We start from the raw sequence: 15,689 nt of genomic DNA, 5'->3' as shown, positions 1-15,689 counted from the left end.
TTCGGCACGCCCGTGAGTAATAACTTTCCTTCGACACGCGGTATCGAAGACTGTTGTTCTTCAACTACTGAAGGCGGTGCAGTCGTGCGATTTCTACTAGCTAAAACGGCTCTTTCACGTAGGAAAAGGAGTATATGTGTCGGCCAGAGAATGGATACTATAGCGATATGGCCCGTCTGTTCCCCCTCCGGTCCGAGACCTCCGCCCAGGACGGGCAACCCCGTGTCGTCGACCTCGAAGGTGAGGACGCCGACGCCGTTTTCAGCGCGCTCTCCTCGACGACAGCCCGACAGATCTACTCCTGTCTCGACGACGATCCCGGTACCCCGAGCGACATCGCGGACGCCATCGATTCCTCGATTCAGAACGTCCGCTACCACCTGGAGAACCTCGAAGAGGCTGGCCTAGTCGAGGTGGTCGACACCTGGTACTCCTCGCGTGGCAACGAGATGAGTGTCTACGCGACGACCGATGGTCCGCTAATCGTAACCAGCGACGAGTCGGCAGGCTCACAGCTCAAGACGGCTCTCTCCCGACTCATCGGAGGTATCGGCGCGCTCGCCGGCGGGAGTCTGCTCGTGCAGTACGGACTGACACAGTGGATTGGCCCTGATAGCGCAGAGGCCTGGGGCGCAGGAGCGCCAGCCGACGAGGCGGCGCCAGCAGATGATGGAGACGCACGGACGGACGACGGGACACAGCAGGATGGCACAGCAGCCGACGGAGATGACGGGGGCGAGGGAGACGAAACGACTGCAGATGACGAGAGCGACGATGTAGCGGACGACGGAAACGGAGACGAAGACGGAGACGGGTTCGGAGCCGCCGAAGCGGACGAGGAGGTGGATGCAGACGACACAAGCGCTGCTGACGATGTCGACGATGCAGACGATGTAGAAGCCGACGACGCAACCGCCGAAGACGCAACCGCCGAAGACGAGGCCGATACCGAAGCCGACGACATCGACTCGTTTGATACGGAATACCGGACGGACGGCGGCGACGGTGGTTTCGAAAACGTAACGGACGGCGTTACAGAGGTAGCAGACCCCATCCTCGCGACGGTTCCACCAGGGCTGCTCTTCTTCCTCGGTGGCCTGGTCGTCCTCTTCGGCGTCTCGGCCTACTGGTACTGGCGAGCCTACCAGCCGATGCGGTAACGCTCGGCAACTGATTGGGTTTGTCTGCTCTCGGCTCCACTGACAGTGACAGACAGCACCGTGGCCACTCGTTCAGTCTCCGAACCCCACAACGGCCCCGAATGTCAACAGCTATTTGCCGTTCACGACCCAAATCTTCACTAACCCGGTCTCTGCACGCGACTCTCGCGTCACCGCGCCCCGTCTGGGGCAGATCTCCCATGGAAGACACCTCGAAATACCTCATTCACGCGGACGTCACGGCTGACGGGGTCGTCGAGCGCAGCGACGTCGTCGGTGCGATCTTCGGCCAGACCGAAGGCCTCCTCGGCGACGAACTCGATCTGCGCGATCTCCGTCAGTCACAAAAAGTCGGACGCATTGACGTCGAAATCGCAAGCACACAGGGCCAGTCCCACGGCAGCGTCACCATCGCGACCAGCCTGGACAAGGTCGAAACAGCGACGCTCGCCGCCTCCCTCGAAACCATCTCTCGCGTCGGCCCATGTCGCGCGACACTCGAGGTCCGCGAAATCGAAGACGTTCGAGCGGCCAAGCGAAAGGAAGTCGTCGACCGTGCGAAGGAACTCCTGCGGACTGGCTTTGACGATTCCGTCATGTCCTCCGAGGAGATTCTCGCGGAGGTCCGCCAGCACGTCCGCGTCGAGGATATCACCGAGTACGAAGGGTTGCCGGCCGGCCCGCGCGTCACAGACAGCGACGCCATCATCGTCGTCGAGGGACGTTCAGACGTACTGACGCTGCTCAAGTACGGCGTGAAAAATGCCATCGCCGTCGAGGGGACGAACGTCCCCGACGCCGTCGCCGAACTCACGAACCACCGGACCGTCACGGCCTTTCTCGACGGTGACCGGGGTGGTGATCTCATTCTCGAAGAACTCTCTCAGGTCGGCGATATCGACTACGTCGCGTTCGCTCCGTCCGGAACCTCGGTCGAGGAACTCGACCACCACCAGCTGTTCGCGTCGCTTCGGAACAAGGTCCCCTACGACACTGTCTCCGGGCTGAACGAGCCGCGGGAGGCCGTCGCCGCGACAGACGGTAGCTCGAGTCCGGCACCGTCCCGAACGGACGCCAAGACCGGCCTCGCCCGCAGCGGAACGCAGATCGAATCGGCCGAGTCAGAGTCTGCAGAGGCTGCTGGAGCGACCGACCAGACTGAACGTGCGAGTGCAAACGTGGATTCGCCCGATTCTGCGACGGCTACAGCAGAGACCGCGGATGCAACGACACCGAGGGGAGACGCAGATCACTCCGGGGCAGATGGTCAACACCGACAACAAGGACAACGGCAACACCGACAACGGCAACGACAACGCAACCAACAGCCCGAATCAGCGCCGGACGCCGAGTCGGATCCGAACGACCTCGACACAGTCTACGAGCACGCGACTGCGATCATCCGCGCGGACACAGACCGCGCCCGATTCCTCGACGGCGACAACGACGTACTCGAGGAAACGTCGGCGAGTGATGTCTTTGACGAGCTCGAAGCACTCGAGACGACGCCGACGACGATCATCCTCGATGGAATTCTCAGCCAGCAAATTCTCGATCTGGCGGCCGACCGCGGTGTCGAACGAATCATTGCGCGGTCGCTCGGGCAGTTCACCAAGCGACCGTCGGGTGTGCAGATCCACGCGATCGAGGATGTGGCAAGCGAGCCACCGAGCTAAGTTACGTGACCGTCAGCAGACGACGACAGATGTGGCGCGCCCATATGGCGCGCCTGCGGACTGGTCGAACGTATTCTCCGCCGCTATCGGAGCGCCTGTAGCAACTCGTCGCGGTCGGCATCGATCTCGAACGCACGGGCGTGTGCAGCGACGAGTGCCTCAGTATCGACAGTGGCTGTTGCCAGGACGAATCGGCCATCTCGGTCGACGCTGACGTCTCGGAGTGCTGGTGCATCCGTTCCGCTCGATGGATCGTCGACAGACAGCGCTGATTCGACCGTTTCGGTCGACAGCCGCGAGGGTGGTGCGACGACACCGTAGGTCAGCGTCGTCTCCGCCGCAGATCGAACGCGCGCTGCTGCCCCGAGCGCCGCCGCTGCGTCGACGACAGTCGAAACAGCGTCGTCGGCGTCAGCTACCGCACCCGTCAGCAGGGCTCTGGTACTCGAGTCGAGTGCAACAGCGCCGGTTGCATCACCCGGCAGTTTCCGCGAGAGTTTGTGAGCCGCCGTCCCAGCAGGGAGCGTCCCGCCGGACGGTGAGCGGGTCGACTGCTCGAGTGTCGCGTCGACGTGTGCGAGCGCCGGTGCACTCGCCGGTGAGGCGTCTGTATCGACTCGCGAATCGTAGCCGAGAACGACTGCGGACTCCGTGAGTGCGACGGCAACGGCGCGTTCGTCGGCGATGAACCGTGCAGCCGAGGCTTCCTGTGATTGCCCATCGCGTTGGGACTCGAGTTCGGTAAAGCCGTTCCGAGAGAGGTCACGTCGAAGCGCGCGCGTTGAAACGGACCCTGTGATGGTCGCCGACCCTGCGATCGGGGTGGCCCCTGCGACGGCGGCCGTGCCGGTCGCGGACTCGAGTGCATCGAGCGAGACGCTGTCGAATCGCTGCTCGAACGCGGAGACGAGCGGTGCGAGACCGGCGGGGAGTCTGGCGGCCCGTAGTGCGGTTCGGTTTGCGCTGCCGGTGAGTGTCGTGATGTTCGTGGGGAGGCGGTTGGCGGTCGCTGTTCGTTGGGTGGGTGTGTCGGAAGTGTTGGTGGTGTCGGAGGCGTTGGCGGCAGTGGTGGTATCAACATCACCGGGCACTCCGCTGGTTATGGCCGATCCGGTGTCTACAGCGCCGACACTGCCGACCAATGGCAGTCCGCCGACGAGTGCCGCTGCGGTCCGCACGAACGCACGTCTCGATCCCATACTGGCGGTCCACACGCTCGGTACTTGAACTGCGCAGGGTAGCTTCTGAGTGAGAAAATCCGTACTCCGTATTCTGTCCTCCGCACTCCGCATCGCGAACTCTACAATCCGACACTCCGCACTGTCACCTGCGGTTGTGCGTAGTCGAACACGGCCTCAGCGACGATCAGCCGAGCACAGCAGTCGAGAATAGCATCAACAACACCGCACAGACGATTGCACCGGAGAGCGTCGCGAGGAAGTTAACACCTTGATTGCCGAGCAGCGTTCCCTCGAGTGTCGCGCCGAGGAGACTGTCGACGGTCATCCCGACGAAGCCGGCCGCGACGATAATCGCTGCGCCGACGGCTCCGACAGCCGGAAAGAGCAGGTAGCTCAGCCCGCCGACGATGGCCGCACCGGTGAGGCCAGCCACCTCACCCTGCCAGGTGATGCCGCCGTCTGTTCCCGGCTCGACCGGCTCGAGCGTGGTGATCAACCGCGGCGTTTCGAAGACGCTTCCGACCTCACTCGAGAGGGTGTCGCTCATGGCAGTCGCGACGGAGCCGGCAAAGGCGAACAGGAAGAGATCGACGGTGACCGGCAACAGGTCGGCCGAACTCGCGGCGTAGCCGAGGACAGCCGCGATGGCGACGGCGGCGTTACCGAGGACGTTCCCGCTGCCGCGGGCACCGTTGTTGTCCTCGGCGACACCGAGTTCCTCCTTGCGGCCGTAACGGAACTTCGTCGAGAGGCCGCCGACACCGAAGAAGGCGATGAGGACGGCAAACCAGGCGTAGCCGCCGAGGACGATGGTGAGCAACCCGAGAAGGACGCCGGTGATCATACCCGCGATGGAGGCTGTCTCGAGTGCGTACGACACGTATCCCAACAGGGCGGTGATCGCGAGTGCGACGATGATGTCGACGGTGCCAAGTCCGGGATCGAGTTCCGTGAGCAGCCAGAGCAGGAAGCCGACCGAGAGCATGACGACCGGATCGTCGTAGATCAGGAACACGTCACGCAAGAGTGCCGCGAGAAGCGCACCGCTGGCTGCGAGAAAGAGCACGCTCGGCAGGGCGGACTCGAGTACGGTCGCCGCTTCGCCTGCCGCTGCGGCCAGCGTCACGAGTTGTCCGAGGGCTGCGGCGACGGTCGCGACGAGACAGAACGCAGTGACGGCGAGCACGTCGCTGTCGGAGCGGGCGCGGACGAGCCGTTCTGCGAGGTTGCCGTAGCCGACGAGGAGGACGGTGCCGACGAAGACGGCGAGTGTCATCGAGGAATTGACGGCAACGAGTCCGAGGGCGACGGCTGCGAGAACGAACGTAATGAGGCCGTAGAGGCGGCGGTCCTCGTAGTCACCGGGGTAGGCGACCAGCTCGAAGAGCGGCCCATCCGTGACGAGGAACGCGCCGAGTAAGACCGCCGCTGCGAGAGCGGTCGCGACCTCGAGCCCAGCGAGCGGCACGGCGAGCGACAGCGTACTCAGCGCCGCGAAGACGCTGGCTCGCCGAACGGGTGATGTCACGATATCGGTGTCTTTCTGTGGCGGTTACTTGAAGGTTCCCGAACACGCCGCCGCCTCGTTTCACGGGTGACAGGTCCTGTCCGCGCCGATCCCCAGACTGGGCCTGTGCAGACGCTGAGAACGACCCGTAACCTGTATACTATCGGACGCGGAAGCCGACCTGTGGGACTGTACGAACGCTACCTGGCTCGTCGAATCAGCCGGGACGATGCCGCCCTCCCCGAGCATATCGCACTCGTCATCACCGAACGGGACCTCCTCGAACGCGGTGCCTACGAGACGCTCATCGAGTTCTTCGACTGGGCGTTCGAGTACGCCGAGCGCGTCACCGTCTACGTCAGCGTCCTCGACGCCGCCGCGGTCCCCGCGCTGCGACGCGAACTCGAGACGATCGAAGCTCCTCGTGACGTTGCCGTCCGCGGACCGGACGACCGTGATCCAGCGGACGCACCGATCCAGATCGGAATCGGCCTCGGCGGGAAACACGAGTTCACGAGCGCGGTCCGAACACTTGCGGAGGGCGTCGAAGCGGGCGCTCTCGAGCCGGACGACATCGACGACGACCGTGTCGAGGATCATCTGGTGTTCCCCTCGGAGCCTGACCTCGTCATCAAGACCGGTGCAGAGCGCCTCTCGGATTTCATGATCTGGCAGTCCGTCTACTCGGAGCTGTATTTTACCGACGTCAACTGGCGCGATTTCCGCAAACGAGACTTCCTGCGCGCTGTCAGAGAGTACTGTAATCGCTCGCGTCGGTTTGGGCGCTAGGCGTTTGTCGTTTCTCCTGTTGCCCGACTCCGCTACCCGACTCCTGCCTCCCGCGGCCTGCACCTCCTCTCTCATTCTGATTCTCATTCCCATTCCCACTCTCACACTCTCACATCCCACACTCTCACATCCCACACTCTCACATCCCACACTCTCACATCCCACCCTCTCACATCCCACACTCTCACATCCCACCCTCTCACATCCCACACTCTCACATCCCACCCTCTCACATCCCACACTCTCACATCCCACCCTCTCACATCCCACACTCTCACATCCCACCCTCTCACATCCCACACTCTCACATCCCACCCTCTCACATCCCACACTCTCACATCCCACCCTCTCACTCTCACGCTTCCACGCTCACTTTCCGCCCCGGTTCAGGCGAACGACTCGCCCTCGTCGGTGACCGATACTAACAGCGACTCAGACTGTGGATGTTCGAACGCGACCACCGGATCGTCCATCCGGACGATGCCCGACCGCGCATCGTACTCGAGTATCTGGTAGTCGTCGAGTTTCGGCAAGACGTTGTGGACGAGTTCTGTTTTGACCGTCTCGCGGGGGTCGTCATCCCACTGACTGGTGACTTCGGTAATCCAGTCAACCGAAACGGGCCCTTCACACGCGGAGAGGACGTGGAGCGTGACGCGCAGTCGGGCGTTCGCGAGAAGCGCGTACACGTCGTCGAGTGGGACGTCCGTCAACCGTACGAATCGTTCGACGTCGACGGGAGCGGTGTGTGACGACATTCAGGTACTATTGTCATACTTATTAATAAAACACTTCTGGTAATATGGCTAACACGTCTGTGGCGGAGCCTGACCGTGTATCGGGTGTGTCGCCCGTCGGACGACCGGCAGGAACCTGGCTGCCGACTCAGTCGGCCGCCCGGCTACTCGAGTCGAGTCCGTCGTCGTTCGATGTCGTCTCACCGGCATCGGCGACGCCGGTCAGTTCTCGGTCGGCACCGGGTGGTCGTTCGCCGACGGGGAGCGAGTCACGGAACCGATTGACGATGGACTGTGCCTCCGTCAATTCCGGCTCGCTGACTGCACCGAGTAGAGCGAGTGCGCGGCGGGCGCGCGTGCGCCGCCAGGATTCCTTGCGGTGTTCGTAGGTTCGAATCCCGCGCAGGAAGTCGGCCTTCGAGAACTCCGGCCAGTAGGGCGTACAGAAGAATACGGCCGCCTCGTTGCCGTTCGCGTGCCAGGGCAGGAAGTTCGATGTCCGTTCCTCGCCGCCGGGACGAATAATCAGATCGACATCTCGAACCGGCTGATCGTATAGCCGTTGTTCGATCGTCCCGACATCGATCTCGCCAGGGTCGATTTTGTCGGCGTCGACATCTCTTGCGACGCCGCGAGCGGCTTCGAGCAGTCGTGACCGACCGCCATAGGCGAGTGCGATGTTGAGTACGAACTGATCGTACTCCTGTGTGCGGCGCTCGGCATATGCGACGGCGTCCCGGACGTGTTCAGGGAGCAGGTCGATTTCACCGATCGCCTGGATACAGACCTCGTTGTCGTGCACCCGGTCGGCATCGGCGAACTCGGTCAACTTCTCACAGAGCAGTTCGTACAGCGCCTCGCGCTCGTCTTCAGGGCGATTGAAGTTCTCCGTGGAAAATGTGTACAGCGTCAGTTCCTCGACGCCGATATCCTGGCACCACTCGAGTACCTGTTCGGTCGTCTGGGCTCCGGCGCGATGACCCTCGTGGGCGTCGCCGCCGTTCCGGCGGGCGTATCGGCGGTTGCCGTCCTGAATGACGGCGACGTGGGTGGGGGCACCGGCAATTTCGCGGGAGAGCAACCGCTCGTACGCTGCATCGACGCGTCGACGAAACCACCGCTTCATCAGTCAATGAGACGGCATCGGGGACTATGTGTCTTGTGTGGTATTCTCCGACAGTGAAAGTATGCGGTAGTATAACACACAGAGTCCGTGAACGGACGACCCGTTTCGGTTGGGTTCTCCCCGTCGAACCGTGACGGCTATCAGTCCGCACGTTCTCGATTCGCCCAATGAGTAACGCGATCGACGACGATCTGTACCGGCGGACCAAGGCACTTCTCGAGCCGGGCGAGATCCAACTCAATGGTGCAATCATCCACACCGAGTACGACGGGAGCGAGGACGTGCAGATGATGCAGGCGACGATCGACGCCGGCGACATCATCGCGGAGCACTCGGGCCACGACCCGAAAGACTGCTACGTCTACTCGGGCAACGACGACACGGACTTTTCCTCGAACCAGCACCAGGGACTCACACTCGAGGACGAGGCGTTCGTCTGGGAGTGCCAGCAACTGCTTCGAAACGGGAGTTTCGACATCGTCATCTACTACGAGGCGAGTGCCGACCACGAGGCTATCCTCGCGGATATCGAGGAGCTTGGCTTCGACGTGACGGGCGTCGAAGGCGACTAAATCCTCGTTCCGGCGTTCGTCGCCGAATTGTCTCGACCGGTTCGCAGGTCATCAACTCCACCCATATGTTTTTGTCCCTACTATTCAATAAGTGATATATGTCCGTCCGAACGAACACACTCATCGCAGCAATCGGTGCCGCACTCATTGGCCTCGTCGTCTCACTCCTCCAGCTGTCACCCGGCTATGCAGCCATGCAACTCGGCAACGGACACTGGCAGTGGTTTCCCCGCCTCGGGTCGACGGCCGAAACGATGGTCCTCTATCATGGCGTCGTCGACGCCAGCGCCTTTCTCCTCGGCATTGGTGGTCTGTTCGTTCTCGGTTATCGGTTCGGTGTCCCACTCGAGTCCAGCAGACAGTTCGGGCGCTTTGCAGTAGCTGTCGGCCTCGGGGCACTCATCGGTGCGCTGGTGCCGGTTGTTGTCGTCTTTGGTACCACACTCTTCGTCGGTGACTCGTCGGTCTTCGCGACGGTCGGGCAACTGTTTACCGTCGATTTCCCGTCGACGTTGCTGGCTGTTGGCCGCCCGCTCGGGTTCGGGATTCAATCTGCGCTGATTGCCTGCGCTGGCGCGGCGCTCGCGACGGTCGCCAACCGTGGTGGTGACAATCGTGGTGACGAAGCAGTGCAAACGGGATCGGTGACGTAGCGCCATCGACCCCTGTTCTCGCCACCTGCTTCGAATTGCAACCCCAGTATAACTGACTTCGAGTGCACCATGCAACCCCAGTATAACTGACTTCGAGTGCACCACACGGCGACTCCCCACTGGAACACATACGACCGTCCCTCGAGTCGACCGCTGTACTCGAGTCACAGATTGCTGTCGCAGTCGAGTCTCTTCCCGGTCATTCTTCGTGGGCGACCAGCCCAACCCCGAGTCGCTTATGCTCCGCCAGTCGTGAGTTTTACGTATGAACGCCGACGTCGACCTCACAGATCGCGAGCGGGCCGTCGTCAACGCCTATCAGGGTGGCTTCCCCGTCGTGGAACGCCCCTTCGAACCTGCTGCAAGCGCCATGCGCGACGGCGGCGTGGATATCGACGAGACGGAGCTGCTCGAGACGATCCGCGACCTGGACGAGCGCGGTGTCCTCTCCCGGTTCGGGCCGCTGGTCAACGCTCAGGAAATCGGCGGTGCGGCGACGCTTGTCGCGATGCACGCCCCCGACGATCGGTTCGACGAGGTCGTCGAGCAGGTCAACGCCCACCGCGAGGTCGCGCACAACTACGAGCGCGAGCACCCGCATCTCAACGTCTGGTTCGTCGTGAGCGTGGCAGATGAGCAACGAGTCTCCGGGGTGCTCGCCGCCATCGAGGACGAAACCGGCCAGGAGACGTACAATTTGCCCAAGCAACAGGAGTTCCGCGTCGAGGCAAAGTTCTACGTGGACGGCCCGCTCGATGGATCCAGCAAGGACGAGACGGACGCCGGCATCGATCTCTCGGAACTGGGACCTGACGTCCAACTACGCGACGAATCCACGCTGTCGCCCGCCGAACGCGACCTCGTCCTCGAGATCCAGGACGGCCTGCCGCTCACCGAGACACCCTACGCCGACGTAGCCGCCGCAATTGGACAGGAACTCGAGTGGGTGCTCGAAACGGTCAAGCGATTCGAGCAGGAGGGGAAGATCCGACGCATTGGCGTCGTGCCGAACCACTACGCACTCGGCTACACGGAGAACGGGATGACAGTCTGGAACGTGCCGGACGAACTCGTCTCCGAGGTCGGCCCCGAAGTCGCCTCGCTGCCGTTCGTCACGCACTGCTACGAGCGCCCGCGCCACGAAGGTGTCTGGCCGTACAACTTCTTCGCGATGACCCACGGCCGAAGCGAGGCAGAGAGTGAGCGCCGGATCGAACAGGTCCGTGAGACCATGGGCCGCCACTGGGAGGTCACGGACGAAGACTGGGACTCGCTGTTCTCGACGCAGATTTTGAAGAAGACCGGGATCAGACTCGACGAACGCGCGGCCGCGAACACACGGACCGAGGCAGAGTAACCAACCCCCGTTTCACAGACCTCCCAATGATTCCACTCCTCCACGACTTTACCGACGCGACGGTGTTGATCTTCGGCGGCGGTCCCGTCGGCGCACGGAAGGCCCGCCGATTCGCTCGAGAGGCCGAGGTGATCGTGGTTAGCCCCGACTTCGTAGACGCAAACGAGGACGGAGACGCGGACGCGGACGCGAACACGAACACGAACACGAACACGGACGCCGACTTCGGCGACGCAGCACGCTGTCGGGCCGCCCCCGCTCCTGACGAAATTCCGGACTGGCTCGAGCGCACGACGCCGGCGCTAGTCGTTGCCGCGACCGACGACGAAGCGGTCAACGACGCAATCGTCACCGCGGCCCGCGAGCGTGGCGTCCTCGTCAACCGAGCCGATCGGGCCGGCGAGCGCGAACCAGGCAGCGTCGTCGTCCCCGCGACGGTCCGCGAGGACCCCGTCGTCGTCTCCATCGCGACCGGCGGTACTGCACCCGCGCTGAGCAAGTACCTGCGACAGGAACTCGAGGAGACCCTCGACGGCGCGGGCGAAATGGCGAGACTCTGTGGCGAGTTACGCGCTGAACTCAAATCACAGGCGGTGCCACCGGCCCGCCGGCGCGAACTCGTCACCGACGTCGTCAATTCTCCGGCGGTTTGGACAGCTTTACGTGCTGGAGATCCGAATGTTCGACAAGTGATCGAGGACGTGCTGGGTGAGGAGTATCTATCGAGGGGTGAGCAGCGATGATTCCGGCGGGCGTCGTCACCGCAGGCCGCGTCACACACGAGAGCGGCACCGTCGACGATCTCGCAGCCGCGAGTCCCGACAGCCAGCAGGCTGCCGTCGCAGAACTCTGCTCGGCATCCGGCATCGACGAGGCCTACGTGCTCTCGACGTGCAACCGCGTCGAAGCCTACGTCGTTGCCTCCGACCCCGTCATTGGCCGCACAGCACTCTCTGAATTCTTCGCTGCTGTCGACGACCAAGACCCACTCGTCATCACCGACCACGACGACAGCCTCACACACCTGCTTCGCGTCGCAACCGGACTCGAGTCCGTCGTCCTCGGCGAGGACCAGATCATCGGCCAGGTTCGCACGGCCTACGAGGACGCCCGCGCTGCCGGCGGCATCGGCACCATGCTCGAGCCGGCCGTCACGAAGGCCATTCACGTCGGCGAGCGCGCCCGAACCGAGACCAAGATCAACGAGGGCATCGTCTCGCTCGGCTCGGCCGCGACCCAACTCGCCGGCCAGACAGTATCGCTCGAGGGCGCGACCGCGCTCGTCGTCGGTGCAGGCGAGATGGGTCAACTGGCCGCACGCAGCCTCGCCGACGCCGGCGTCGACGAACTCGTCGTCTCGAACCGAACTGTTTCGCGCGCCGAACACCTCATCTCGGACGTCGACCACGACGACACGCGTGCCGTTCCACTCGAGTCCCTCGATACCCTCGCAGCGAGAGCGGACGTGATCGTGGCGGCGACCGGCAGCGACGAGCCGGTAGTCTGCCGACGGCACTTCGTCGGGACGGACAGCGAGGACGCCATGGTCGGTGAGGACGCAACGGTTTCCAGTTCCGAACGCGTCGTCGTCGACCTCGGCCAACCGCGCGACGTCGACCCGACGATAGATGCCCTCGACGCCATCACCGTCTACGACTTAGACGACCTCGAGACGATTACCGAGGAGACCCGCAAGCAGCGCGCCGACGCCGCACGCGAGGTCGAGGCGATGATCGACCGCGAGTTCGACCTGCTCTGTGACCAGTACAAACGGGCTCGTGCCGACGAGGTCATCGGCGCGATGTACGAATCCGCAGCCCAGATCAAACAGCGGGAACTCGAGACGGCGCTGTCCCAACTCGAGGGCGAGTCGTTCACGCCGGCCCAGCGCGAGGTCGTCGAGGCGATGGCCGACGCGCTGGTGAATCAGCTGCTCGCACCACCAACGCGGAGTTTGCGCGAGGCGGCGGCCGAGGACGACTGGAGTACGATCAATACTGCCCTCCAGCTGTTCGACCCCGATTTCGGTGACGAGGATGGACCGTCGCTGCTGGAGCGAACGCAGACTGCACAGCGCACGGAGGCGGCGTTCGAGGCGACTGACGACGACTGATCGGGCTGTGGACTACGGACTACGAAATGCGGACTGCGGACTACGGACTGAGTTCTCCTGCTTGACTGGAAACCGGCTGGTAGCGACTGGACACTCGAGCAACCGCTGGTCTGGAACTGGTCACTCACAACGGCGAGGCCGAAATTTGCTGCTATCAGGACTCTCTCACGGTTGGGTGGACTGAAGGCGTACAGTGAGTGCCGAATGTGTCACGCAATCCGACATGGCACAATCATTATTTGAGTGGGCTTCGTTCGGAAGACTATGGCTGATCTCTTGGCAGACGACGAAATCGAGGCACAGCTTCCGGACGAGTGGGACCGGGACGGCGACGAGATCGTTCGCGTCTACGAGTTCGACGACTACCTTCGCGGCGTCAACTTCGCCCAGATGGTCGGCGAGATCGCCGAATCGCAGTTCCACCACCCCGAGATCACGATTCGGTACTCGGAAGTCGAGATTCGGCTGACCTCCCACGAGGAAGGCGGCATTACGGATGCAGATACGGAGATGGCAGAGTTGATCGAGTCCGAGCGCAACGCATAGGCGGACTGTATACTGCATACCGCATACAGCATACCGCACACCGCACACCGCACCGCATACCGGGTACCATACCGTACCCGCACACCGGTTCGCAGTTTTTCGATCCTGCCCTGTGAGGGCCTCACTACGCACTAGTCGTCGGTTCGCCTGTGCAGTCGTCAGCTGTGACCGCGACTGCTACTGCCACTGTCACTGCCATCACCACCCGTGAGTCGCCACCTCCACCATTGAGTAGCTGGAACGCGTCAGCAAACGTACGATGTACGGACAATACGTCTTCAGGGTCCGTGTCCGACTCCAACCTTCTCAGCCCGGCATCTCGCTCGAACCCGGGACTGAGACGACCACCGTTACCGTCACCCGCGAGGCACCGGCACCGGGAACCGGCGGCTGGCGATTCTTCCGAGATACGCTCTGGCGCGGCGAGATCGCAGACGAGGCCCACGCGCGCCGACTCGCAGAAGACTGGCTCGACCTCCCCGTCGAGGACGTCTCGTTCAGCGAACTGCAGGCCGACGAGGCGTACATGGACGCCCTCAAGGAGGAAATCGCGGACGATCTGACGGCGTTCAAAGCCGACACCGTCTCCGAAGTGCTCTCGAAGTACCTCGGTTCGAGTATCCGCGTCGAGGAGGACCTCGACGAGCCGTCTGCGTGACGGTCCGTCTCTTCGTCTCCGATCGTCTGCGTAGCCGGAGCACGTGAACCCGCCAACGCATCGACAGCAGCCACCACTCCCAGCTGTCAGCCGCCAAAATCGTTCAGCGAATCGGTACACATTTACTCACGAAAACCGTAGTGCAGTGTCCCGATGGCCACCCAGAACGTGCACGATGACGACGAGTACGACTTCTGGCTGCTCGACCTCGACGGCACCCTCGTCGACGTCGAGTGGTCCTACACCCGTGGCGTATTCGACCGCGTCGGCGACCGTCTCGGCCGCGAGTTCACCGACACAGAGGCCGACATCCTCTGGAACGGCCTCACCGGCTCGCGCGACCGACAGCTACTCGAGTGGGGTATCGATCCACGGGAGTTCTGGGACGCGTTCCACGCCGAGGAGGACCCGCAGGTGCGGGCCGAGCAGACGTATTTACACGAGGACGCGGCGTTCGTCGCCGAACTTGACAAACCAGTCGGGCTGGTCACGCACTGCCAGGAGTTCCTCTGTGAGCCGGTGCTCGACCACGTCGGTATCGGCGACTGGTTCGACGCGCGGTTGTGCTGTACGGAGCAGACGGGCTGGAAGCCGGATCCACAGCCGGTCGAGCGGGTGATGAACGACCTTGGTGTCGCTGAAAACGGCCACCGCGGCGTGCTCGCGGGCGACGGCGCGAACGACGTGGGTGCGGCCTGGAACGCGGGCCTCGATGCAATCCACATCGAGCGCGTCGGCCACGACCGCCGCGGACAGTGTGTCCTCGGTGACTATCGTGTCGAGACGTTCGACGAGCTGTTTTGAGCGACCACTCCTTGCCGTACCACGGATGACAGCGATCAGCGCTCAGTTAGGACTGCTCTACGTGCTGTAGCTCCTCGTTTACCAGCGTCTCGTACGCCCGGCGGAATCGCTCGGAGAGCGCCTGATGCGAGATTCCCAGCTCGGCCGCCAGCTCCTCCATCGAGATGCTTCGCGGAATCTCGAAGTAACCGTACTCGAGTGCGGCCTCGAGCGCCTCTTGCTGTTCGGGGGTGAGCCGGGTCTCGCCACCGTTCGACTGGGCGATATCGGTGATCCGTCGCAGGTCGACGTTGGTACCCGACTCCGTCAGGCGGTCGTAGGCGTCGGTTAACGTTTCGCGGTCACGGTATCTGACTCTGGCTTGCCACCAGCCGTCGGTGCCCCACATCTCGAGCAGCGAGCCGCCGTCGACCAGCAGCGTCTCACAGAGCTCGTCAGTGCCCGCACCGTCGACGAACTCGACGTCGAACAGCAGTCTCGAATCTGACTCGACGAGCAGGTCGTGCTCGAGCACAACCGGGTCGGTATCGAACGTCTCCTCGGCCGCCTCGCGAGAGACGTCCGTGACCCAGAGACAGGGTCTGGTTTTCGAGACCGACGACTCGAGTTCGAAGGTAATCTCGGGGGTGTGTTCGAACGCAGTCACGAGGGTGTTTTCGGTGGCCGGAAGCCGAAGCTCGGCTATCGTCGACATCACGCTACGTACACCGGCATCACCTAAAAATAGCTGTTCACGGCGTGCTGACTGTCTTCTGTTAGGATATACACTACGCCGGCAGTTCGTTCCGGATCGCGTTCGTTCCGACTTGT

Annotated in this window: 16 protein-coding genes; 11 read left to right on the top strand and 5 right to left on the bottom strand. The window is 62.9% G+C overall.

All coding sequences use genetic code 11. The annotated features are described in order from the left end of the window. Positions 1 to 167: 167 nt before the first annotated feature. The gene (locus NMAG_RS05895; protein WP_004217125.1) at positions 168 to 1,160 is read left to right on the top strand and encodes an ArsR/SmtB family transcription factor; all 993 of its coding nucleotides are present in this window, start codon (positions 168 to 170) and stop codon (positions 1,158 to 1,160) included. A 200-nt stretch (positions 1,161 to 1,360) separates the two neighbouring features. Continuing rightward, entirely contained in the window at positions 1,361 to 2,836 is a 1,476-nt protein-coding gene (dnaG, locus tag NMAG_RS05890) for a DNA primase DnaG (protein WP_004217124.1), read from the top strand. 83 nt (positions 2,837 to 2,919) lie between these two features. Here the strand turns inward: dnaG and NMAG_RS05885 are convergent, their stop codons facing one another. Both NMAG_RS05885 and NMAG_RS05880 read right to left on the bottom strand, forming a co-directional pair. Beyond that, the gene (locus NMAG_RS05885) at positions 2,920 to 4,035 is read right to left on the bottom strand and encodes a hypothetical protein (protein WP_004217123.1); all 1,116 of its coding nucleotides are present in this window, start codon (positions 4,033 to 4,035) and stop codon (positions 2,920 to 2,922) included. Positions 4,036 to 4,201: 166 nt separating this feature from the next. Further along, positions 4,202 to 5,545: a DUF92 domain-containing protein gene (locus tag NMAG_RS05880; RefSeq protein WP_004217122.1), complete on the bottom strand. Its 1,344-nt coding sequence runs from the start codon at positions 5,543 to 5,545 to the stop codon at positions 4,202 to 4,204. A 162-nt stretch (positions 5,546 to 5,707) separates the two neighbouring features. Here NMAG_RS05880 and NMAG_RS05875 point away from each other — a divergent pair, with 162 nt between their 5' ends. Next, on the top strand, positions 5,708 to 6,313 hold the full coding sequence (locus tag NMAG_RS05875) for an undecaprenyl diphosphate synthase family protein (protein ID WP_004217121.1): 606 nt from the start codon (positions 5,708 to 5,710) through the stop codon (positions 6,311 to 6,313). 386 nt (positions 6,314 to 6,699) lie between these two features. Here the strand turns inward: NMAG_RS05875 and NMAG_RS05870 are convergent, their stop codons facing one another. Both NMAG_RS05870 and uppS read right to left on the bottom strand, forming a co-directional pair. Further along, positions 6,700 to 7,071, bottom strand: a complete 372-nt coding sequence (locus tag NMAG_RS05870; protein ID WP_004217120.1) for a DUF7344 domain-containing protein — start codon at positions 7,069 to 7,071, stop codon at positions 6,700 to 6,702. A gap of 127 nt (positions 7,072 to 7,198) precedes the next feature. Continuing rightward, positions 7,199 to 8,176 (bottom strand): polyprenyl diphosphate synthase, encoded by a 978-nt coding sequence (gene uppS / locus NMAG_RS05865; protein WP_004217118.1) that lies wholly within the window; start codon positions 8,174 to 8,176, stop codon positions 7,199 to 7,201. Between the two features lie 167 nt (positions 8,177 to 8,343). Here uppS and NMAG_RS05860 point away from each other — a divergent pair, with 167 nt between their 5' ends. The 8 genes from NMAG_RS05860 (at position 8,344) to NMAG_RS05825 (ending at position 14,879) form a co-directional block, all read left to right on the top strand. Further along, a complete protein-coding gene (locus NMAG_RS05860; protein WP_004217116.1) occupies positions 8,344 to 8,748 on the top strand; it encodes a DUF5778 family protein in 405 nt (134 codons plus the stop codon). A 98-nt stretch (positions 8,749 to 8,846) separates the two neighbouring features. After that, positions 8,847 to 9,401, top strand: coding sequence for a hypothetical protein (locus tag NMAG_RS05855; RefSeq protein ID WP_004217115.1), 555 nt, complete (start codon positions 8,847 to 8,849; stop codon positions 9,399 to 9,401). Between the two features lie 265 nt (positions 9,402 to 9,666). Continuing rightward, a complete protein-coding gene (ahbB, locus tag NMAG_RS05850; protein ID WP_004217114.1) occupies positions 9,667 to 10,758 on the top strand; it encodes a siroheme decarboxylase subunit beta in 1,092 nt (363 codons plus the stop codon). Positions 10,759 to 10,784: 26 nt separating this feature from the next. Beyond that, on the top strand, positions 10,785 to 11,501 hold the full coding sequence (locus NMAG_RS05845; RefSeq protein ID WP_004217113.1) for a precorrin-2 dehydrogenase/sirohydrochlorin ferrochelatase family protein: 717 nt from the start codon (positions 10,785 to 10,787) through the stop codon (positions 11,499 to 11,501). Further along, positions 11,498 to 12,871: a glutamyl-tRNA reductase gene (gene hemA / locus NMAG_RS05840; protein WP_004217111.1), complete on the top strand. Its 1,374-nt coding sequence runs from the start codon at positions 11,498 to 11,500 to the stop codon at positions 12,869 to 12,871. The genes NMAG_RS05845 and hemA overlap by 4 nt, the downstream gene beginning before the upstream one ends. Before the next feature lie 264 nt (positions 12,872 to 13,135). Then, positions 13,136 to 13,417, top strand: a complete 282-nt coding sequence (locus NMAG_RS05835) for a 4a-hydroxytetrahydrobiopterin dehydratase (RefSeq protein ID WP_006166884.1) — start codon at positions 13,136 to 13,138, stop codon at positions 13,415 to 13,417. Between the two features lie 259 nt (positions 13,418 to 13,676). After that, positions 13,677 to 14,075: an LWR-salt protein gene (gene lwrS, locus NMAG_RS05830; RefSeq protein ID WP_004217108.1), complete on the top strand. Its 399-nt coding sequence runs from the start codon at positions 13,677 to 13,679 to the stop codon at positions 14,073 to 14,075. Between the two features lie 153 nt (positions 14,076 to 14,228). Continuing rightward, the gene (locus tag NMAG_RS05825; protein ID WP_004217107.1) at positions 14,229 to 14,879 is read left to right on the top strand and encodes an HAD family hydrolase; all 651 of its coding nucleotides are present in this window, start codon (positions 14,229 to 14,231) and stop codon (positions 14,877 to 14,879) included. Between the two features lie 46 nt (positions 14,880 to 14,925). On the opposite strand, the gene NMAG_RS05820 is transcribed toward NMAG_RS05825, so the two are convergent. After that, on the bottom strand, positions 14,926 to 15,573 hold the full coding sequence (locus NMAG_RS05820) for a helix-turn-helix domain-containing protein (protein ID WP_004217106.1): 648 nt from the start codon (positions 15,571 to 15,573) through the stop codon (positions 14,926 to 14,928). Positions 15,574 to 15,689: the final 116 nt, after the last annotated feature.

This window comes from Natrialba magadii ATCC 43099 (genome assembly GCF_000025625.1).
GTDB lineage: Archaea > Halobacteriota > Halobacteria > Halobacteriales > Natrialbaceae > Natrialba > Natrialba magadii.
This window is presented reverse-complemented; position numbering and strand designations above follow the sequence as displayed.